The sequence below is a fragment of the Coprococcus sp. AF102-57 genome (genome assembly GCF_027686195.1).
GTDB classification, from domain to species: Bacteria; Bacillota; Clostridia; order Lachnospirales; family Lachnospiraceae; genus Allocoprococcus; species Allocoprococcus comes.
Genome location: NZ_JAQCSY010000032.1, coordinates 1 through 20444, shown reverse-complemented (window position 1 = coordinate 20444; position 20444 = coordinate 1). Strand labels below are relative to the sequence as shown.

20 protein-coding genes, 2 tRNA genes and 1 riboswitch are annotated in these 20444 nt (G+C 42.5%); of the genes, 18 read left to right on the top strand and 4 right to left on the bottom strand.

Annotation, left to right across the window (positions count from 1 at the left end):
* The first annotated feature begins 12 nt into the window (after positions 1–12).
* On the top strand, positions 13–606 hold the full coding sequence (locus tag PGZ10_RS15390; RefSeq protein WP_055247555.1) for a cytidylate kinase-like family protein: 594 nt from the start codon (positions 13–15) through the stop codon (positions 604–606).
* Positions 607–791: 185 nt separating this feature from the next.
* Here the strand turns inward: PGZ10_RS15390 and PGZ10_RS15385 are convergent, their stop codons facing one another.
* Positions 792–2528 carry a [FeFe] hydrogenase, group A gene (locus PGZ10_RS15385; protein ID WP_173826416.1) on the bottom strand — a complete coding sequence of 579 codons (1737 nt, stop codon included), beginning with the start codon at positions 2526–2528 and terminating at the stop codon, positions 792–794.
* Positions 2522–4354 carry an NAD(P)-binding protein gene (locus PGZ10_RS15380; RefSeq protein WP_117824527.1) on the bottom strand — a complete coding sequence of 611 codons (1833 nt, stop codon included), beginning with the start codon at positions 4352–4354 and terminating at the stop codon, positions 2522–2524. The genes PGZ10_RS15385 and PGZ10_RS15380 overlap by 7 nt, the downstream gene beginning before the upstream one ends.
* A gap of 325 nt (positions 4355–4679) precedes the next feature.
* On the opposite strand from PGZ10_RS15380, the gene PGZ10_RS15375 reads away from it, so the two are divergent.
* On the top strand, positions 4680–5711 hold the full coding sequence (locus PGZ10_RS15375) for an aldose epimerase family protein (protein WP_270541771.1): 1032 nt from the start codon (positions 4680–4682) through the stop codon (positions 5709–5711).
* Positions 5712–5837: 126 nt separating this feature from the next.
* On the opposite strand, the gene PGZ10_RS15370 is transcribed toward PGZ10_RS15375, so the two are convergent.
* On the bottom strand, positions 5838–6446 hold the full coding sequence (locus PGZ10_RS15370) for a TetR/AcrR family transcriptional regulator (RefSeq protein WP_022220003.1): 609 nt from the start codon (positions 6444–6446) through the stop codon (positions 5838–5840).
* 172 nt (positions 6447–6618) lie between these two features.
* Here PGZ10_RS15370 and PGZ10_RS15365 point away from each other — a divergent pair, with 172 nt between their 5' ends.
* The 6 genes from PGZ10_RS15365 (at position 6619) to glgD (ending at position 13298) form a co-directional block, all read left to right on the top strand.
* A complete protein-coding gene (locus PGZ10_RS15365) occupies positions 6619–8772 on the top strand; it encodes a Tex family protein (protein ID WP_195479917.1) in 2154 nt (717 codons plus the stop codon).
* Positions 8773–8775: 3 nt separating this feature from the next.
* Complete coding sequence (locus tag PGZ10_RS15360; RefSeq protein WP_055247562.1) at positions 8776–9627, top strand: DUF5685 family protein; 852 nt, start codon at positions 8776–8778, stop codon at positions 9625–9627.
* A complete protein-coding gene (locus PGZ10_RS15355; RefSeq protein ID WP_008373654.1) occupies positions 9608–10291 on the top strand; it encodes a DnaJ domain-containing protein in 684 nt (227 codons plus the stop codon). Before PGZ10_RS15360 ends, PGZ10_RS15355 begins: the two co-directional genes overlap by 20 nt.
* Complete coding sequence (locus PGZ10_RS15350; RefSeq protein ID WP_270541769.1) at positions 10282–10815, top strand: hypothetical protein; 534 nt, start codon at positions 10282–10284, stop codon at positions 10813–10815. Before PGZ10_RS15355 ends, PGZ10_RS15350 begins: the two co-directional genes overlap by 10 nt.
* A 223-nt stretch (positions 10816–11038) precedes the next feature.
* The gene (locus tag PGZ10_RS15345; protein WP_117559255.1) at positions 11039–12178 is read left to right on the top strand and encodes a glucose-1-phosphate adenylyltransferase; all 1140 of its coding nucleotides are present in this window, start codon (positions 11039–11041) and stop codon (positions 12176–12178) included.
* A 1-nt stretch (position 12179) separates the two neighbouring features.
* Positions 12180–13298 carry a glucose-1-phosphate adenylyltransferase subunit GlgD gene (glgD, locus tag PGZ10_RS15340; RefSeq protein ID WP_117824531.1) on the top strand — a complete coding sequence of 373 codons (1119 nt, stop codon included), beginning with the start codon at positions 12180–12182 and terminating at the stop codon, positions 13296–13298.
* A gap of 115 nt (positions 13299–13413) precedes the next feature.
* On the opposite strand, the gene PGZ10_RS15335 is transcribed toward glgD, so the two are convergent.
* The gene (locus PGZ10_RS15335; RefSeq protein ID WP_117824532.1) at positions 13414–14058 is read right to left on the bottom strand and encodes an ECF transporter S component; all 645 of its coding nucleotides are present in this window, start codon (positions 14056–14058) and stop codon (positions 13414–13416) included.
* Between the two features lie 113 nt (positions 14059–14171).
* Positions 14172–14321: riboswitch (FMN riboswitch) on the bottom strand.
* Positions 14322–14483: 162 nt separating this feature from the next.
* Here PGZ10_RS15335 and PGZ10_RS15330 point away from each other — a divergent pair.
* The 10 genes from PGZ10_RS15330 (at position 14484) to PGZ10_RS15285 (ending at position 20233) form a co-directional block, all read left to right on the top strand.
* Positions 14484–14996, top strand: a complete 513-nt coding sequence (locus tag PGZ10_RS15330; RefSeq protein WP_055247568.1) for a YcxB family protein — start codon at positions 14484–14486, stop codon at positions 14994–14996.
* A 15-nt stretch (positions 14997–15011) separates the two neighbouring features.
* The gene (gene tsaE / locus PGZ10_RS15325) at positions 15012–15443 is read left to right on the top strand and encodes a tRNA (adenosine(37)-N6)-threonylcarbamoyltransferase complex ATPase subunit type 1 TsaE (RefSeq protein ID WP_022220008.1); all 432 of its coding nucleotides are present in this window, start codon (positions 15012–15014) and stop codon (positions 15441–15443) included.
* A gap of 1 nt (position 15444) precedes the next feature.
* The gene (gene tsaB / locus PGZ10_RS15320) at positions 15445–16182 is read left to right on the top strand and encodes a tRNA (adenosine(37)-N6)-threonylcarbamoyltransferase complex dimerization subunit type 1 TsaB (protein WP_270203899.1); all 738 of its coding nucleotides are present in this window, start codon (positions 15445–15447) and stop codon (positions 16180–16182) included.
* Positions 16175–16639 (top strand): ribosomal protein S18-alanine N-acetyltransferase, encoded by a 465-nt coding sequence (rimI, locus tag PGZ10_RS15315; protein ID WP_055247571.1) that lies wholly within the window; start codon positions 16175–16177, stop codon positions 16637–16639. The genes tsaB and rimI overlap by 8 nt, the downstream gene beginning before the upstream one ends.
* 140 nt (positions 16640–16779) lie before the next feature.
* Positions 16780–17031: a hypothetical protein gene (locus tag PGZ10_RS15310; protein ID WP_055158650.1), complete on the top strand. Its 252-nt coding sequence runs from the start codon at positions 16780–16782 to the stop codon at positions 17029–17031.
* The gene (locus PGZ10_RS15305) at positions 17025–17933 is read left to right on the top strand and encodes a ribonuclease Z (protein ID WP_008373675.1); all 909 of its coding nucleotides are present in this window, start codon (positions 17025–17027) and stop codon (positions 17931–17933) included. Before PGZ10_RS15310 ends, PGZ10_RS15305 begins: the two co-directional genes overlap by 7 nt.
* Positions 17934–17959: 26 nt before the next feature.
* Positions 17960–18991, top strand: a complete 1032-nt coding sequence (gene tsaD / locus PGZ10_RS15300) for a tRNA (adenosine(37)-N6)-threonylcarbamoyltransferase complex transferase subunit TsaD (RefSeq protein ID WP_008373677.1) — start codon at positions 17960–17962, stop codon at positions 18989–18991.
* A gap of 42 nt (positions 18992–19033) precedes the next feature.
* Complete coding sequence (gene ispD, locus PGZ10_RS15295; RefSeq protein WP_008373678.1) at positions 19034–19741, top strand: 2-C-methyl-D-erythritol 4-phosphate cytidylyltransferase; 708 nt, start codon at positions 19034–19036, stop codon at positions 19739–19741.
* 88 nt (positions 19742–19829) lie between these two features.
* Positions 19830–19915: transfer RNA gene (locus tag PGZ10_RS15290), tRNA-Ser, on the top strand.
* Between the two features lie 228 nt (positions 19916–20143).
* Positions 20144–20233, top strand: a tRNA-Ser gene (locus PGZ10_RS15285).
* Positions 20234–20444 lie beyond the last annotated feature (211 nt).

Sequence of the window (20444 nt, the reverse complement as noted above, 5' to 3'; positions counted from 1 at the left end):
AGTGTGCAGAATATGGAGAAAACAATTATCTGTATCGGACGGGAATATGGAAGCGGCGGACATGAAATCGGTGAATTGCTGGCAAAGCGTACCGGTTATGCGTTTTACGATAAAGAGAAGCTGTTTGAAATTGCAAAGATGCGCGGATACGAGAAAGAAATGCAGGAGTATCTGGATGAACAGCCGGTGGACAGCCTTCTTTATTCAATCGCAATGAATTTTGCAGAACCGAAGAAGAAGCCATATCCATTTAAGCTGATTGAAGAGCTTGTGGAAGAAGGACCATGTATTATTATGGGAAGGTGCGCAGGTTACCTGATGAGAAACCGAGAAGAAGCTTTTAGTGTATTTGTCCATGCAGACATGGAAACACGAATTGAACGCGTGAAAGAGCGTGATCATATTACAAGCAGAATGAAAGCGAAACGTAAGATCCAGGATGTGGATGAGAAAAGAAGCGCTTTTCGTAAGGATTATACCGGACAGGAATGGGGAATGTCGAAGAATTATGATCTTTCGGTCAGCACTACAGAGTTGTCCTATGAACAGGCAGCAGATCTGATTCTGTATTATAAGAAGATGACAGAAGAATCTGACAGAGCTTAGAAGGTATAAAAAGAATATACTAGTTTGTTGAATCCAGAAATGGGAAATGACATGGCAGGTCATTTCCCATTTCTGGATTTTAGAGATATAGAAGGGCTCAATTTCTATATCTTAGTTTATAGAATACGTGGTTTCTATAAATTATTTATATATTCGTTACAATCTTTTAGAGGGCAAAATTTGATTTATCTAGGCATCTCCCATGCGTTATGATCCGTGTGAAGCAACATATGTGACTTGTGAGAAAGCGGTTTCTCAAAGAAATCACGGTACAGACGGAGTACATCCGGGTTCTCATGTGAGAAGCGAAGTGGTGCATTCTTATCAAGGAAATAAAGATTTTCACCACGTGTCCGTGCAAGTTCTTCTCCGTCATGGATTGGCTGACCGCCACCGCCGACGCATCCGCCAGGGCAGGCCATAACTTCTACAAAATCATAATGTACTTCACCATGTTCGATTGCTTCGATCAGTTTACGTGTGTTTCCGAGTCCGCTGACAACAGCAGCACGAACAGTAGCATCTCCAAGCTGGATCTCAGCTTCTACAACACCTGGCTGTCCACCAGGATTGCGGACAATCTTGAATGCATCCGGATCAGGGTTACGTCCGGTTACAAGGTAGTGAGCAGAACGAAGTGCTGCTTCCATAACACCACCTGTTGTTCCGAAGATAACACCGGCACCGGTCCATTCTTTCATTAGAGGATCGCATTCACGGTCAACCAAAGAAGCAGGATCAATATGTGCAGAACGGATCATGCGTGTCAATTCACGAGTTGTAAGTACAACGTCTGTCTCGTGTCCGGCATATTCACCATAGAACAGTTCCATGTTACTTTCGCCTTTTTTGGCAACACATGGCATGATAGATACAGTAAACATATTTTCCGGTTTCACACCGATGGATTCTGCAAAATAGCTCTTCATAACAGAACCGAACATCTGCTGTGGTGATTTGGCTGTTGAAAGCTGTGGCACCAGATGTGGGTACTGTGATTTAAGGAAGCGTACCCATCCAGGGCAGCAGGAGGTAAACATCGGACGAAGATTTAATTCGCCTTTTGTAAATCTCTGCAGGAATTCATTTCCTTCTTCCATAATAGTAAGGTCTGCTGTGAAGGAGGTATCGAATACATAGTCAATACCCATTTTCTTCAGAGCATCCATGATCTTGCCGACAGTTGCTTCTTCACGGGAAAGACCAAGAGCCTCACCCCATGCAGCACGTACAGCAGGAGCAACCTGTGCAACAACGACTTTCTTGTCATCAGCGATTGCATCCCATACTTTCTCTGTATCATCACGTTCGCGCAGAGCGCCGACCGGGCAGTGAGTAATACACTGACCGCACAAAGAACAGGAAACCTCGGAGATCTTATGGTTGCCGGTTACATTAATGGTAGTACGGGAACCAGTACTTGTCACATCCCAGATATGTAAATCCTGGATCTTGTCACAGACCTGGATACAGCGCATACACTTGATGCATTTCTGTGAGTCTCTGATCAGCGGAAATTCTTTATCCCAAGGGAATTCTTCCAGACGCTGCTTAAATGGTATTTCGATGATGTTCAGGTCATTTGCAAGACTCTGCAGAGTACAGTTACCGCTTCTGACACAGGTAGCACATTTGCAGTCGTGTTGGGAAAGGATAAGCTGTACAGTCTGTCTTCTGGCTGTACGAACCTTTGGGCTGTTTGTATGGATTACCATACCTTCTTTTACTACGTTGTTGCAGGAAGTTACCAGCCGTTCCATTCCCTCGAGTTCAACAACACAGACACGACAGGCTGCGATCTCGTTGATATCTTTCAGATAGCAGAGCTTTGGAATCGGGATATCCACCATTTTGGCAGCATCCATGATAGTAGTACCTTCCGGGACAGATACGTTTATATTATCAATTGTAAGATTTACCATAATGTTTCACGACCTCCTTTGAAAATGCCGTAGCCGAAGTGGTCGCAACGCAGACATCTGCTGGCTTCCTGTTTCGCTTCTGCCTCGGACATGCAGTTTTCTACACCGTTAAAGTCACAGACACGTTCGCAGGCTTCACGCTCGGTCATGTTTACTCTTCCGCACGGCGGGCGGTCATCAAGACGCGCTTCAGGAATCTCAACGTCACAGCTGATAATGTGGTGATATCCCAGGTATTCGTCTATGTTAGCAGCTACTACTTTTGCAGCAGCAATAGCTTTGATTACGGATGCAGGACCGGAAGCACAGTCTCCACCGGCAAATACACCCGGAATGTTATCGAATCCGCCGTATTTTTCGGTTAAGATCTTACCTCTCTGTACAGGAACACCGGCTTCTTCAAAGTGCTGGTATTCAATATCCTGTCCGATCGCAACGATCAGTGTCTGGCATGGAATGAATACGTCAGGAGCACCTGTCGGACGTACACTTGCACGACCGTCTTTGATCTTACTGATCATCTGTGGTGTAACGTAGATTCCTTTTACGTGACCGTTTTCATCTGTTTCGATGCGGGAAGGAGCCATCAGAGTCTGTACTTCGATTCCTTCTGCAACAGCACCTTCAATCTCTGCCGGAAGGGCAGTCATATCTGCCACGCGACGGCGGTAAACGATGCTGACTTTTTTAGCACCCAGACGTTTTGCGGTACGGACAGCATCCATAGATACGTTACCGCCACCGATAACGGCTACTTCCTGTCCGGTAAGATCCGGGTTCTGGTTCTTTCCTACATCACGAAGGAACTGAACAGCAGAAAGGACACCTTCTGAGTGTTCGCCTTCGATACCAAGTTTCTTATCGGTACTTGCACCGATTGTAATAAGGACTGCGTCATATTCTTCACGCAGGCTCTGGATTGTCATATCAGTTCCGATACGTTTGCCAAATTCTACTTTTACGCCGGTCTCGAGGATGGCGTTGATGTCATCGTTCAGACGGTCTTTCGGAAGACGATAGTTTGGAATGCCATAACGGAGCATACCACCAAGCTCAGGCAGCATCTCGAATACAGTTGTCTGGTGTCCCATAAGCTGCAGATAGTAAGCCGCACTTAATCCACCAGGACCGCCACCTACGATAGCGATGCGCTTTCCGGTAGATGGAGCACATGGCGGAGGTGGAACCTTTCCGGCATAATCCGCAGCCATTCTCTTAAGTCCGCGGATATTGACTGCATCATCCACGATATTACGACGGCAGCGTGCCTCACAAGGATGTTCACAGATAAATCCACAGGTTGTCGGGAACGGATTATCTTTGCGGATCAGACGGATCGCATCTGCATAACGTCCTTCTCCGACAAGAGCGATGTATCCCGGGATATCTACGTGTGCAGGGCACAGAGATACACAAGGAACAGGCTGTGCATACTGGCAGGTACATCTTCCCTGGCGCACATGTTCTTCATAATCTTCACGACATCCCATCAGGCTCTTGTAAACCATATGAGCTGCTTCATACCCGATCGCGCAGTCAGCTCCTTCCATGATTGACAGAGCAAGTTCTTCCATCAGGTCTAATGTTTCCATAGTTGCGTCCCCATTCAGAACATCGGTCAGCAGGTTCTTCAGCTGCCACAGACCAATACGGCACGGCACACATTTTCCGCAGGTGTGTGTATGACACATCTCCAGGAAAGCACGAGTCATGTCTACAGGACACAGTCCCGGAGGACTGGATTCGATTCTTCGCTCCAGATCTTTGTAGAGCCCTTCGATAACCAGCTGGGCTTTGTCCGGTGCAGTGATTTCAAGTCTACTCATAGCTTTTTCTCCTTTAACTTTTTTTGCCAGTCCATAGATCAGATGAAGAAAAATTATAGGGAAAACATCTGAATGCTATAGACCAACTCTATGGACACACTTATAATGATATTGTATGCATTTCAGTACAATCTTGCAAGCAAAGTTAATAAATAGACAAATAAGTTAATTTTGTCACAAAATGATAAAAAATATCAGCAATATGCACAAAATAGCAGAACAACGATAAAGGGTGCAAAAAATAAAAAAATTATGGTACAATAACACCTGTAAAAGAGATGTCTGTTTTACAGGCACAATTAACAGAAAGGGCGGAACAGGAGAAATGAAAGTAACAGATTTTGGTGCAACAGTTAAAGGTGACGAGACAAAATTATATACGCTCACAAATAAAAACGGAATGGAGATTGCAGTATCCGATTACGGTGCAACGCTGGTACAGGTGATCGTACCGGACAAAGAAGGCAAGCCGTGTGATGTTGTGCTTGGATATGATGAGGCAGCAGGATATGAAGAAGGAGATCTGTTCCTCGGTGCAATTGTCGGGAGAAGTGCAAACCGTATCGGAGGAGCATCCTTTGAACTGAACGGAGTGACCTATCAGCTTGAAAAGAATGATAATGGCAATAACCTCCACAGCGGAATGGATTTTTATAACCAGAGAATGTGGAAGGTAAAAGAAACCGCAGATGATCATATTACATTTGAACTGGACAGTCCGGATGGCGATCAGGGATATCCGGGAGCTGTACATATTGAGGTAACATATACTCTGACAGAAGACAATGCAGTGAAGATCGCTTACCATGCAGTTCCGGATGCAGATACTCTGATCAACATGACAAATCACAGCTATTTTAATATGGATGGACATGCATCAGGAGATGTACTGGATCAGGAAGTATGGATTGATGCAGATGCATTTACCAGAGCCGATGCCGAGTCTATTCCGACAGGCGAGATCACACCGGTAGAAGGAACACCGATGGATTTCCGCACAAAGAAAGCAATTGGCAAAGAAATCGAGACAGATTATGAAGCACTGAATTTCGGGAAAGGATATGATCATAACTGGGTTCTGAACAATAAAGGAGAATTTGCGAAAGTGGCAGAGATGTCCTCGGAAGAGAGTGGAATCACCATGGAAGTTTATACAGACCTTCCGGGAATGCAGCTTTATACAGGCAACTTTATTGTTGATGCCAAAGGAAAAGGCGGGGCGCATTACCACAAACGCCAGGCAGCCTGCTTCGAGACACAGTTCTTCCCGGATGCAATCCACAAGGAGAATTTTGCCGGGCCGGTATGCAAGAAGGGCGAAACTTACGAAACAACAACGATGTACAAGTTTATATAACAACAGATAAGCCGAAAAGGTGCCATGGACATAAAAATCCATGACACCTTTTTTGAAAATATGTGCTGTAAAAAATCAGCGAAGGAATATGAAAAATTCATTTTACGCTGTGGTATATCTGTGAAATCAGAAAATGCCATCCAGATAATGCCCGATCGAACGGCGGATATTACCTTCAAAATCAGTCTCTCCGTTATGCAGACACCATTCAAATACATTTCCGATAACCAGCATACGGATATCAGTGCAGATTTCATCCAGGGAAATCTTTGGCGCAATGATGCCGGCATCAATCGCTTTGCGAAGATAATTCTCTACGGTAAGGATTGGGTACGGTCGCTCGGTACGGATCGTTGGGTTCAGTGCCTGGTTGCGCGGTGTGTAGTAGTTGGACATGAATTCTACTCCGAGTTCCCGGCAGTACTGTGCGTAATTCAGATAAACGTGGATGATACCGATCTTTGCCTCATCTGCATCTTCCGGCGTATCCAGAAGATCCGGATTGATGCTTGGCTGTTCTTCAATATAATAAGATAAAAGATCATCTTTGGTTTTAAAATGATGATAGAAGCTGCCGTTGGAGACACCTGCTTCATCACAGATATTTTTTATGGAAAGCTGATCGTATCCCTGCTTCTGCAGAATTGTCTTGGCTGCATGAAAGATACGTGCTTTGGTTTCTTTTGATTTTTTCTGTTGTCTGGACAGTGGCTCTTTTTCAATATCGCTTGACATTTGGTTAATCCTTTCTTAAAACTTTTCAGTCAGATTAGCTGTAGTATAGCATATTTAATAGAAAAAGACAAGAAAACCGAGCAAACTCTGTAATTTTAACGGGAATTGAAAAATAAGAGATGACATGGTATCATTAAATCCATAGCGAACAAAAAGAGAGGATTGGATATCAATGGATATTAACCAGAAAATAACAGAAGAACTGGGCGTAAAAAAGTGGCAGGTAGATGCGGCTGTAAAGCTGATCGATGAAGGAAATACCATTCCGTTTATTGCGCGTTACAGAAAAGAAGCACACGGTACACTGGATGATGAACAGCTTCGTAAATTATATGAACGACTGACCTATCTGCGGAACCTGGAAGAGAAAAAAGAACAGGTTCTTGCAAGTATTGAAGAACAGGGCAAGTTAACACCTGAGCTGAAAGCACAGATCGTGGCAGCAGAGACGCAGGTTCTGGTGGACGATCTTTATCGTCCGTACAGACCCAAACGCCGGACCCGTGCGACAATTGCAAAAGAAAAAGGTCTGGAACCACTGGCGGTTTTGATCTCTCTTCAGAATAGTAAGGAGCCCCTGGAAAAAGAGGCAGAAAAATATGTTTCTGAAGAAAAGGGCGTGAAAAATGTGCAGGAAGCGATTGACGGTGCGAAAGATATTCTTGCAGAAAATATTTCAGATGAGGCAGATTACAGAAAGAGGATCCGTGATCTGACGTTCAAAAAGGGTACGCTGGTTTCTGCTGCAAAAGACGAAAAAGCAGAATCTGTATACGAGATGTATTATGATTTTACAGAAGCGGTCAGCAAAGTAGCCGGACACCGTGTGCTGGCACTCAACCGTGGAGAAAAAGAAAAATTCCTGAGTGTTAAGATTGAAGCACCGGAAGAAGAAATTCTCCGTTATCTGGAAAAGAAAGTGATCCGCAGGGATAATCCATACACAACACCGGTTTTGAAAGAGGTTGTGGCCGACAGCTATCAGAGGCTGATCGCACCGGCGATCGAGCGTGAACTGAGAAACGAACTGACGGAAAAAGCAGAAGATGGCGCAATCCTTGTGTTTGGAAAGAATCTGGAGCAGCTTCTGATGCAGCCGCCGATCGTCGGACAGGTTGTGCTTGGATGGGATCCTGCATTCCGTACCGGATGCAAGCTTGCTGTGGTAGATCCGACCGGAAAAGTAATCGGCACGACTGTAATTTATCCGACAGCGCCTACGACTCCGAAGAAGATCCAGGCAGCAAAAGATCTGCTGAAAAAGATTATTCCAAAGTATCACATCTCTTTGATTTCCCTGGGAAATGGAACAGCATCCAGAGAATCAGAACAGTTTATTGTAGAACTGTTAAAAGAGATTCCGGAAAAAGTGCAGTATGTGATCGTAAATGAAGCGGGAGCATCTGTGTACTCAGCAAGTAAACTTGCTACAGAAGAATTCCCAAAATTCGATGTCGGGCAGAGAAGCGCGACATCCATCGCAAGACGTCTTCAGGATCCGCTTGCCGAACTGGTAAAGATCGATCCGCAGTCGATTGGTGTCGGGCAGTATCAGCATGATATGAACCAGAAAAAATTAGGAGAAGCACTTGGCGGTGTGGTAGAAGACTGCGTAAATAAAGTCGGTGTGGACCTAAATACTGCATCGGCTCCGCTGCTTTCTTATATTTCCGGTATTTCCGGAACCCTTGCGAAAAATATTGTTGCCTACAGGGAAGAAAATGGAAAATTTGAGAATAGAAAAGAACTTCTCAAAGTACCAAAACTTGGACCAAAAGCATTTGAGCAGTGTGCCGGGTTTATGAGGATCCAGGGCGGAACCAATCCACTTGACGGAACCAGTGTACATCCGGAGTCTTACGAGGCGGCAGGAAAGCTTCTTGAAAAGCAGGGCTTCAAGCCGGAAGATATTGCAGGCGGCAAACTTGCAGGTCTGTCTCTTACCATCAAAGATTACAAAAAGCTCGCTGAAGAACTTGGAATAGGAGAGATCACCCTTCGGGATATTGTCAAAGAGCTGGAAAAACCGGCGCGTGATCCACGAGATGAGATGCCGAAACCAATTCTCAGGACGGATGTCCTTGATATGAAGGATCTGAAGGAAGGAATGATTCTGAAAGGAACCGTGCGAAATGTCATTGACTTTGGTGTATTTGTCGATATTGGAGTGCATCAGGACGGATTGGTGCACATTTCCCAGATCACGGATCGTTTTATCAAGCATCCACTGGAAGCAGTCAGCGTAGGAGATGTTGTAGATGTAAAGGTGATGAGCGTTGATTTACAGAAGAAGCGGATCCAGCTTACAATGAGAGGAATTCAGTAATACATGTTCGGATATGTGACGGCGAATGAGCCGGAATTAAAAGTAAAAGATTATCATAAATATAAAGCGTATTACTGTGGTCTTTGTCAGTCGCTGAAGAGACAGTATGGCAGCGCAGGTCAGCTTACGCTTGCCTATGATATGACATTTGTGATCATTTTACTTACTTCTTTATATGAAAGTGAAACAAAGGCAGAAAGCCATCGCTGTAAGATGCATCCGTTAAAGCCACAGCCAATGCTGGAAAATGAGATCACAGAGTATGCGGCCGATATGAATCTGATCATGGCGTATTATCATCTGGAAGATGATTGGAAGGATGAGAAGAAAGTAGCAGGGCTTCTCGGGAGTATGGCCTTGAAGCGAAAAGTAGAAAAAGCAATTCGGAAATATCCAAGGCAGAGTCGTGTGATCAGAGAAGAAATGGCAAAGCTTTCGGAATATGAAAGTCAGGGTATACAGGAAGTTGACTATCCGGCAGGCTGTTTTGGCCGGCTGATGGAAGAGATGATGGTATATAAAGAAGACTGCTGGGAACAGCAGCTTCGAGGGATCGGTTTCTATCTGGGCAAATATATTTACATTATGGATGCTTACGAAGATCTGGATAAGGACCTGGAAAAAGGAACTTATAATCCATTAAAAAAGATGCATGAAGAAGCCGGATATGAAGAAAGATGCAGAGACATTCTGTGCATGATGATCGGCGAATGCGCAAGAAATTTTGAAATTCTGCCATGTATACTGGACGTGGATATCCTGCGGAATATCCTGTATGATGGCGTATGGAAACATTACAGAAAGATACAAGAAAAGAAAAGCGAGGAAAAGGAAGATGACAAAGAATCCTTATGAGGTGCTTGGCGTATCACCAAATGCGTCGGAAGAGGAGATAAAAAAGGCGTACAGAGAACTGAGCCGGAAATATCATCCGGATGCCAATGTGGATAATCCGCTTCGGGATCTTGCTGAAGAAAAGTTCAAAGAAGTACAGGAAGCTTATGATGAAATTATGAAAGAGCGGGCGAATGGAGGATATAATTACGGATACGGCGCGGGTTCAGGGAACTATTCTTATGGTAATAATTCCTATGGGAATCAATCTTATGGCAATGGCAGATATCAGCAGTACAATAATATGAATCCGGAGATGCAGGCGGCATTCAATTTTATCAATAACCGCAGATATCAGGATGCGATCAATGTATTGAACCGTATGAATGACCGGACGGCACAGTGGTATTATGCAAGTTCCATGGCCAACGCAGGCGTCGGTAACAATGTGCTGGCAAGGGATTATGCTGCGCAGGCAGTGAATATGGACCCGAATAACCCGCAGTACAGAGAGCTGATGAACCAGCTGAACTGGGGAGCACAGAGATATAATAGTAATCCGTTTGGTCAGGGATATGGCAATCGTAATTCCTCTCCGTGTGGAACTGGAAATATGTGCTGTGATCTGTGGATCGCAGATTCATTATGTGAATGTATGGGAGGAGATCTGTGTCCATGCATCTAAATACAAAAAAGATTGCATTTGCAGGCGTTATGCTTGCACTGACAGAAGTGGGGATTGCGCTTGGCAGTGTGATCGAAACGAATACCCTTTTTTTACTGGCGGCGGCGTCCTTCTTTGTCGGGATTGTGATTCAGGAATTTGGATTGAAAAGCGGGGCAGGCTTTTTACTGGCTGGAATTTTGCTGGGAATCTTTCTGTCTCCGAATAAATTATATGTGGTTTCCTATGCATTTATGGGATTTTATATTCTAATTATAGAAACAATATGGCATTTTTCTGGAAGAGCTTCTGGATGGATCAGAAGCCGTAACTTTTTCTGGCTCATGAAATATCTGGTATTTAATGTACTTTATATTCCGGGTTTAATATATTTCTGGAGTATGTTATCTGAAAAAAAGACCGCAAAAGGAATAATGCTTATGTCTGTTGTATTCGGACAATTTATACTTTTTGTCTTTGATAAGACATATGAATATGCAATGGGGAAAATCTGGAAAGAAAATAGACATAAATTCGGATTTTAAAGCATATATAATACAATAATGATGATGTGAGTGTCGAAAGTAAATTTTGCTGTTCACTGATGTAACCGGATTGTTCTATTGTTACGCAATTCCCATAATCCTCGAACACATCATAATAATAAAAATATAAATTTTTATGTATTTTTTGCACAAAAAAGTGGAAAATTTAACAGAAAAATTGTATAATATAAGACAGGACAAATAGGAAAGAGAGGATTCACTTATGAAGCAGAATAATATGCTTGCTATGATCTTGGCAGGCGGACGAGGAAGTCGTCTTCACGAGCTTACAAATAAAGTAGCCAAACCTGCGGTTTCATATGGTGGGAAATACAGAATCATTGATTTTCCACTCAGCAACTGTGCCAACAGCGGAATTGATAATGTAGGAGTCCTGACACAGTATGAGTCTATTTTACTTAACAGTTATGTAGCGGCAGGCCGCAGATGGGGGTTAGATGCCCAGAACAGCGGAGTCTATGTACTCCCACCGCGTGAAAAAGCAGATGCGGACCTGGATGTATACAGAGGAACAGCAGATGCAATTTCACAGAACATTGATTTTGTGGACATGTTTGCACCAGAATATGTACTGATTCTTTCCGGTGACCATATTTATAAGATGAATTATGATAAGATGCTTGATTATCATAAAGAGACTGGAGCAGATGCAACAATCGCGGTCATTGAGGTTCCGATGAAGGAAGCAAGCCGTTTTGGCATTATGAATACGGACGATGAAGGAAGAATTGTAGAGTTTGAAGAGAAACCGGAGAATCCAAAGAGCAATCTGGCATCCATGGGTATTTACATATTCAACTGGAAGCTTTTAAGAAAGATGCTCCTTGCAGATATGAAAAATCAGGATTCCAATCATGATTTCGGAAAAGATATTATTCCGACTATGCTGAATGATGGAAGAAAGCTCTACGCATACAAGTTCAAAGGATATTGGAAAGATGTCGGAACAATCGATTCCCTGTGGGAAGCAAATATGGATCTGATCAACAATAAAAATGAACTTGATCTGAATGATGATTCATGGAAGATTTACACAGAGGATACAACTGCGCTTCCGCAGTATGTTGGTCCGACAGCAGAGATTGAAAGAGCATTTATCAACCAGGGCTGTGTGATCAATGGAAAAGTCAAGAATTCTGTATTGTTTACAGGTGCAAAAGTCGGCGAAGGCGCACAGATTATTGACAGTGTACTGATGCCGGGCGTTGAAGTAGAAGAAGGTGCAGTTGTAACAAGAGCGCTTGTGGCTGATGGCGTAAAGATTGGCAAAAATGCAGTTGTCGGATCAGCAGACAGCGAACATATTGAATTAGTATCAAAACGTGTTAAGGGGGATGAGTAATATGGCACAGGCATTTGGAATCGTAAGTTTTGCCGGCAACAATATCCGGGTAGGAGAGATGCAGAATTACCGTCCGGTTGGTGCTGTTTCATTCCTTGGAAGATACAGAGTTATTGATTTCCAAATCTCTAATATGAGCAACAGTGAAATCGAACATATTCAGGTTTATGTAAGAAGAAAACCACGTTCTCTTACAGAACATCTTGGAACAGGACGTCATTACAATATCAACTCAAAGAGTGGACGTCTTCATATTCTTTATTCTGATTTTGAAAATGCAGAATGGAGTGTATACAATAATGACCTGGCGGCATATGAAGAAAATATGGAGTGCATTGAAGCTGTAAAATATCCATATGTAGTTATTGCGCCAAGTTATATGATTTATACACAGAATTATGATGAATTACTTAAGACACATATTGAATCCGGTGCAGATATTACCCTGTTATATCACAGTGTGGATAATGCAAAAGAATACTATCTGAACTGTTCAACACTTAATCTGAACAAGCAGAAAGGTGTTCTTTCATTAGAACCGAACCATGGCAACGCGAAAAACCGTAATATTTTCATGGATACATATGTAATGCGCAAAGATCTGTTCATGGAACTGGTCAAAAAGGGAAGAAAGATTTCTTCCATGTTCACACTTAATGATATTGTGAATATGGCTTGCAGTGAACTGGATATACGTGGAGTGTCACATCGAGGATTCTTTGCATCTATCACAGATTTCAAGAGCTACTATAATGCAAACTTATCACTGATCGATATGAAGAATGCAGTGACTTTGTTTGATAAGAGCTGGCCAATTTACACAAGAACAAATGATTCCTGCCCAACAAAGTATTACGAAGGAGCAAGTGTCAAGAAGTCAGTAATTTCCAATGGATGCCTGATCGAGGGTACTGTTGAGAATTCGGTAATCGGACGTGGCTGTGTAATTAAGAAAGGTGCAGTTGTCAAAGACAGTGTTATCCTTCCGGGAGTTGTAATTGGAGCGGATGCACGGATTGAAGCACAGGTAGTGGACAAGAGTGCAAGGATTGTCCATGCAAAGGAACTGATTGCAGATCCGGAAAAACCAGGATATGTAAGAAGAAACGATACTTTATAATCAAAAGAAATTCAACAGAGAGAAGAATGTCGGCATGGCAGATTTCTCTCTGTTTTTTCTTCACAAAAAAAGAGGCTCATAATGAACCCCTTTTGCTGCTTTGTAAAATTATAATCTATTCGCGTCCCATTTGTAAAATCGGGCTGATCTTTTTGTAGATCAGGAATACGATCAATGATACCAGGAAACCTTTCAGCAGATTGAAAGGTGCAACAGAAAGTAAAACAAAAGTCAGAAGACTGTTGATATGACTGTTGACTGCGGTTCCCATGGCAACCAGTGCGTCGATCGGCATATGGAATGCAGCAGCGTATGCCGGAAGCAGAAGGTATGCATTGATAAAACATCCGACAATTGTCATAAAAACAGTTCCTGTTACCATACCGATGATCGCACCCTTGCGAGAATGTAACTTCTGATAAATCAGGGAAGCCGGAATACACATTGCACATCCGATCAGGAAGTTTCCGAGGTCTCCAACACCAGCTGTTGATGTACCTCTGATCAGGAGGTTCAACAGGATTTTGACCAGTTCGATCAAAGCGCCGGCTACAGGTCCCATGGTAAATGCTCCGACAAGGACCGGAACTTCACTGAAATCAATTTTGTAAAAGGTTGGTGCAAATGGAAGTGGAATATCAAATAACATCAGAACCATAGCGATTGCTCCGAGCACACCAATCTGTGCAATTACCTTTGTGCTGATACGTTTTTTTTCTTTCGTTGTTGTTTTTGGGTTTGTCATTACATCTGTACTCATTTTTTCTCTCCTTTTCTCTTGACATAATCAGATGAATTGAGGAGGAAAATCTTCGAAAGCCTATGCAAAAAAATCCCCGACGTAATACGTCGGGGGGATTATTTGCAAAATCACTTTTTCTTCTCTCATCCAGACTTTACTGTCGGTTTTGGAATTGCACCAAATCAGCTGTCAGAAATCTGACAGGTCGCGGACTGTAACCGCCGGTTGGGAATTCTGCTTATACTATAGCGATAAGAAGTCACCCTACCCCGAAGAATTTCCTTGTTCATTTGAACACATTATAGCGCAGGCGTATATAAAATACAAGTACAAGTTAAGAAAAGACAGTGCTTTTCTAAACCCGGAGTGAACAGTAACGACTTGTTTCCAAAGATTCGGTATGATATAATCGGTGTGACTTAATCTGATATGGAGGAAAATGAATGAATATAAAGTTTGAAGTAAAAATGACAAAAAAAGCCATGTTTGATTTTATGCTCTATACTTCCTATACAAGCCTTAGTGGAATCGTTGGTGTGATTTTCGGTGGTGTAACACTGGTGTTGGGAATCAGACAATGTATGTTTGGAAGCTACAGTACAGCTGCAACGTTCTTTTTGTTTGCCGCAATTTTTCTGATCGGAAACCCACTTCATTTAAAAGCACGTGCGGCAGAACAGGTAATGCGCTCCCCGATGTTCCAGAAACCGATTAGTTATGAACTTAACGAAGAAGGAATCCGCATTTCACAGGATGAACAAAGTGTGCTTAATGAATGGGGAGATTTCCGGAAGGCAGTTTCAACCGGTCAGTCTGTAATTATATATGTAACAAAGGTAAGAGCACTGATTTTTCCAAGAGAATCCCTGGGAGAACAGTATGCGGCAGCAGTGCAGATGATTTCTACACATATGCCAGCCAAGAAAGTCAATATCAGACACGTCAGTGCAAATTAGGAGGCAGACCAGAAGATGATAATTGAAACAAGAAGTGCCAAAGAAACCTATGATCTCGGTAAGAAGATCGGGAGTCATGCAAAAGCAGGAGAAGTCTATACACTGGTAGGAGATCTCGGCGTCGGAAAGACCGTATTTACCCAGGGACTGGCAAAAGGACTGGGGATTGAAGAACCGATCAGCAGTCCAACCTTTACAATAGTCCAGGTATATGATGACGGAAGACTTCCGTTCTATCATTTTGATGTGTATCGGATTGGTGACATTGAAGAGATGGACGAGATTGGTTTTGAAGACTATGTATATGGAGACGGTGTAAGCCTGATCGAATGGGCGAACCTGATCGATGAGATTCTTCCGGCGAACCGGACAGAGATCACGATAGAAAAAGATCTGGAACAGGGATTTGATTTCCGCCGGATTACGGTAGAGAAAAGAGGAGAATAATATGCGCATTTTAGCAATAGACAGTTCGGGACTTGTTGCAACTGTCGCAGTAGTTGAAGAAGAAAACGAAATTTCCAAAACGATTGCAGAGTATACGATCAATTATAAAAAGACACATTCACAGACCTTATTACCGATGTTGGATGAAATCGTGAAGATGACGGATATGAATCTGGATACGATTGATGCGATTGCGGTAGCAGGAGGACCGGGATCATTTACCGGACTCAGAATTGGTTCAGCAACTGCAAAGGGACTGGGGCTGGCACTGAAGAAGCCTTTGATTCACGTTCCGACAGTAGACGGACTTGCTTATAATCTGTGTTATACAGACAGGATCATTTGTCCGATCATGGATGCAAGAAGAAATCAGGTATATACTGGTATTTATCAGATGGACGGTGATAAACTGCAGGTTTTGGAAGCACAGATGGCAGTCGAAATCGATGAACTTGCCAAAAAACTTTGTACTTATGGAAAACCAGTGATCTTTCTTGGAGACGGTGTACCGGTGCATAAAGACAGGCTGGAGAAGGAATTGATGACGAATCATGATATTGCATTTGCACCGGCACATATGAACCAGCAGAGAGCTGCAGCAGTCGGTATGCTTGGAATTCAGTATTATAAAGAAGGAAAAACAGAAACCGCAATGGAGCACAAACCGGATTATCTGCGTGTATCACAGGCAGAACGGGAAAGAGAAGAACGTCTGAAAGCAGAAAAAACACATGAGTAATAGAGATAACATAGAAATTACTTTGATAACAGAAAATGACAGAGAACGAATGGAACAGGTGGCGCAGATGGAAACAGACGTATTTCCGGATCCGTGGAGTTATCATGAAGTGAGATCAACTGTCAGACAGAAGCATACTTTTTGTGCGGCAGCAATGGAAGGGGATACCCTGCTGGGATATTTTCTGTGTTATTATGTTCTGGATGAATGCGAGATTGCAAGAATTGCAGTTGCTGAATCTGAAAGACGCAGAGGAATTGGACAGATGCTGTTTGGATTTATGGAACAGATCTGCCATGAAAAGCAACTGAAAAGAATGCTTCTTGATGTCCGTAAGAGTAATCAGACAGCGATTGCTTTTTATGAAAAAAACAAATTTGGAATCGATGGAGAGCGAAAGTTCTATTACGGAGGGAAAAATCCGGAAGATGCAATCCTGATGAGCCGTATGGTTTAGAAAATGGAAGAAATCGCAAGAATATACAAGACTTCCCACTGGAAGGCGTCAGTCTGTGACGTTATAATGTACCTGAACATAGAAAGAGATGAAAAATGAAATGGCAGTCTTTTTTGCAAAGATACTCAGGAGGAAGTAAGATGCGTAATTATAAAAAAATTCAGACAGAAAAAAATACAGTCACAAAGATTGTGTGCAATAAATGTAAAAAAGAAATCACAATAAAAAATGGAATACCGGAGGAAGAGATGCTTACAGTTGAAAAAAGATGGGGATATTTTTCGCACAAAGACGGAGAACTCCATCGATTTGATATCTGTGAGGAATGTTATGATACCTGGATAGCATCTTTCCAGATTCCGGTATATGGAGAACAGGAGTTAGAATGTTAGATGTATGTTTGCTTGGAAGCGGTGGAATGATGCCGCTTCCTTATCGATGGCTGACCGCACTTATGACAAGATATAACGGCAGCCAGCTGCTGATTGACTGTGGTGAAGGCACACAGATTGCGTTAAAAGAGAAGGGATGGAGTTTTAAACCGATCGATGTAATTTGTTTTACACATTATCATGGAGATCATATCAGCGGACTTCCGGGACTTCTTCTTACAATGGGAAATGCGGACAGAAAGGAACCGCTTACTCTGATTGGACCGAAAGGTCTGGAGAGAGTGGTGAGTTCTCTGCGAGTGATCGCGCCGGAACTGCCATTTGAAATCCACTATAGAGAAATTACAGAGCCGGAACAGATTTTTGAGATGGATGGATATCGTCTGAAAGCATTTCGTGTAAAACATAATGTGATCTGTTACGGTTATACGATTGAGATCGACCGTGCCGGCAAATTTGATGTGCAGAGGGCAACAGAACAGAAAATTCCGAAGGAATACTGGAAACATCTTCAAAAAGGTGAGACAGTAGAGCTTGACGGAAGAATACTGACGCCGGAGATGGTCCTTGGACCACCTCGAAGAGGAATTAAGCTTACCTATTGTACAGATACAAGACCGACGGATTCTATCCGGAAGAATGCAAAAGGGTCAGACCTGTTTATCTGCGAAGGAATGTACGGAGAAAAAGAAAAAGCGGCAAAGGCAGTAGAATATAAGCATATGACCTTTTATGAGGCAGCAAACCTGGCAAAAGAGGCGGAGGTGGGAGAAATGTGGCTTACGCATTACAGCCCGTCCCTGCGCCATCCGGAAGAATATATGGATGAAGTGCGGGCAATCTTTCCACATGCGATCGCAGGAAAAGACCGTATGACAACAGAACTGGATTTCCCGGAATAAGCAAAGCAGTAGAGAGAAGGAAAAATATGGATACAGAGAAAAAGGATATATTAATACTGGCAATTGAAAGTTCCTGTGATGAAACGGCAGCAGCCGTTGTAAAGAACGGACGACAGGTGTTGTCAAATGTGATCTCATCACAGATAGATCTACATAAATTATATGGTGGTGTGGTTCCGGAAATCGCATCGAGAAAGCATATTGAAAAGATTAATCAGGTAATAGAAGAGGCTCTGGAAAATGCAGAGGTTACACTGGATGATATTGATGCAATCGGTGTAACTTACGGTCCGGGGCTTGTTGGTGCGCTTCTTGTCGGTGTGGCAGAAGCAAAAGCAATCGCATATGCGAAAAAGTTACCACTTGTTGGAGTTCATCATATTGAAGGGCATATTTCTGCAAATTATATTGAGAATCTGGAACTGGAACCACCGTTCTTGTGTCTTGTTGTGTCTGGGGGACATACGCATCTCGTATGCGTCAAGGATTATGGAACTTATGAGATTCTTGGAAGAACCAGAGATGATGCGGCAGGAGAGGCTTTTGATAAAGTGGCTAGAGCAATTGGCCTGGGATATCCGGGAGGACCGAAGATTGATAAGCTTTCAAAAGAGGGGGATCCAGATGCAATCCCATTTCCACGTGCGCATATCGAAGATTCCCCATATGATTTCAGCTTCAGTGGCGTGAAGTCAGCAGTTTTAAACTATATTAACGGCTGCAAGATGAAAGGGATTGAATACAACCGTGCTGATATTGCTGCATCCTTCCAGAAAGCAGTTACTGATGTGCTGGTAGACAATGCAATGCATGCAGTAAAAGAATATGGACTTAATAAGTTTGCAATTGCGGGAGGTGTGGCGTCAAACAGTAGTCTTCGTGCGGCAATGAAACAGGCATGTGAAAAGAATGAAATAGAATTTTACTATCCGTCACCGATTTTCTGTACAGATAATGCAGCAATGATCGGTGTGGCGGCTTATTATGAATACATAAATGGAACCAGACATGGATGGGATCTGAATGCAGTCCCGAATCTGAAACTTGGCGAAAGATAGAGTGGGCGAACCACGAAATGAAGGTAAAAAGGAGAGAGTAATATGAACAGGGAAAAATGTACAGCAGTAGTCCTGGCAGCAGGAAAAGGAAGCCGGATGGGTACAAAAATACAGAAGCAATATCTGGAAATATGCGGAAAGCCTGTACTTTACTATTCTCTTGCTGCATTTGCAGCATCTCCGATTATTGATGAAATTGTTCTTGTGACAGGAGAAGGTAAGACTGATTATTGCCGGAAAAATATTATAGAAGCTTATGGAATCACAAAAGTTAATAAAATTGTGGTTGGTGGAAAAGAACGGTATGAATCTGTATATAAAGCACTAAGAGAAATAGAACCGGAAGGTTATGTCTTTATTCATGATGGAGCGCGTCCGTTTGTTGATGAATCGATCATAGAACGAACTTACCAGGCGGTAAAAGAATACCGGGCATGTGTGGCAGGAATGCCATCGAAAGATACGGTAAAGATTGTAGATGAGAATGATTTCGCAGTAAATACACCGGAACGAAGATTTGTGTGGTGTATTCAGACTCCGCAGGTATTTGAGACTGCATTGATTCGTCATGCATATTTTAAATTGATGGAAAATGAAGAAAATGAAACAGGGATAACAGACGATGCGATGGTTGTAGAGCGTATGGAAAACTGTGCAGTAAAGTTGGTAGAAGGTTCGTATGAGAATATAAAGATTACAACGCCAGAAGATCTGATATTAGCAGAAAGCCTGATCAAAAAAAGAAATTGAAAAAAATTTAAAAAAAGTGTTGACAATAATGTATCACTATGATATTATCTATCTTGTCGCTGATACACAGCAACAACTTAATAAATGCGGAGAGGTATCGAAGTGGTCATAACGAGGCGGTCTTGAAAACCGTTTGTCCGAAAGGGCGCGTGGGTTCGAATCCCACCCTCTCCGGTTGAAGCAGAACAATATGTTCTGCTTTTTTTATTGTTCTGCTTGGTTTTTGGGGAGTAAAAAGGTGAAATGAAAAAAGGTAAGATTTGCCTTTGAAGTTACATTATTTTACAAGATTAAATTCCACATGAGAGTGGAATTTAATCTTGTAAGTGAGTAATATATAAAACTTGAAAATAGTACTGGACAAAAAAGAAAGAATCGTGTATATTAAATAACGGACGTTTTGGAGAAATACCCAAGCTGGCCGAAGGGGCTCCCCTGGAAAGGGAGTAGGTCGTTAATAGCGGCGCGAGGGTTCGAATCCCTCTTTCTCCGTTTTGTTCAAAGCTAAAAAGCAGTAATCGATAAAACATAATATTGAATGTAAATTGAATGTAAAATACAGATCAAGAAAATGTGAAAAAAGTCGAAAAAAGTGCTTGACATTCAGGAAAACGGATGTTATTATAAACAAGCTGATGCATGAGAAATGAAAGTTTTAAATGCAGAACAAAAAATAAAAAAAGTTGTTGACAAACATGAAACA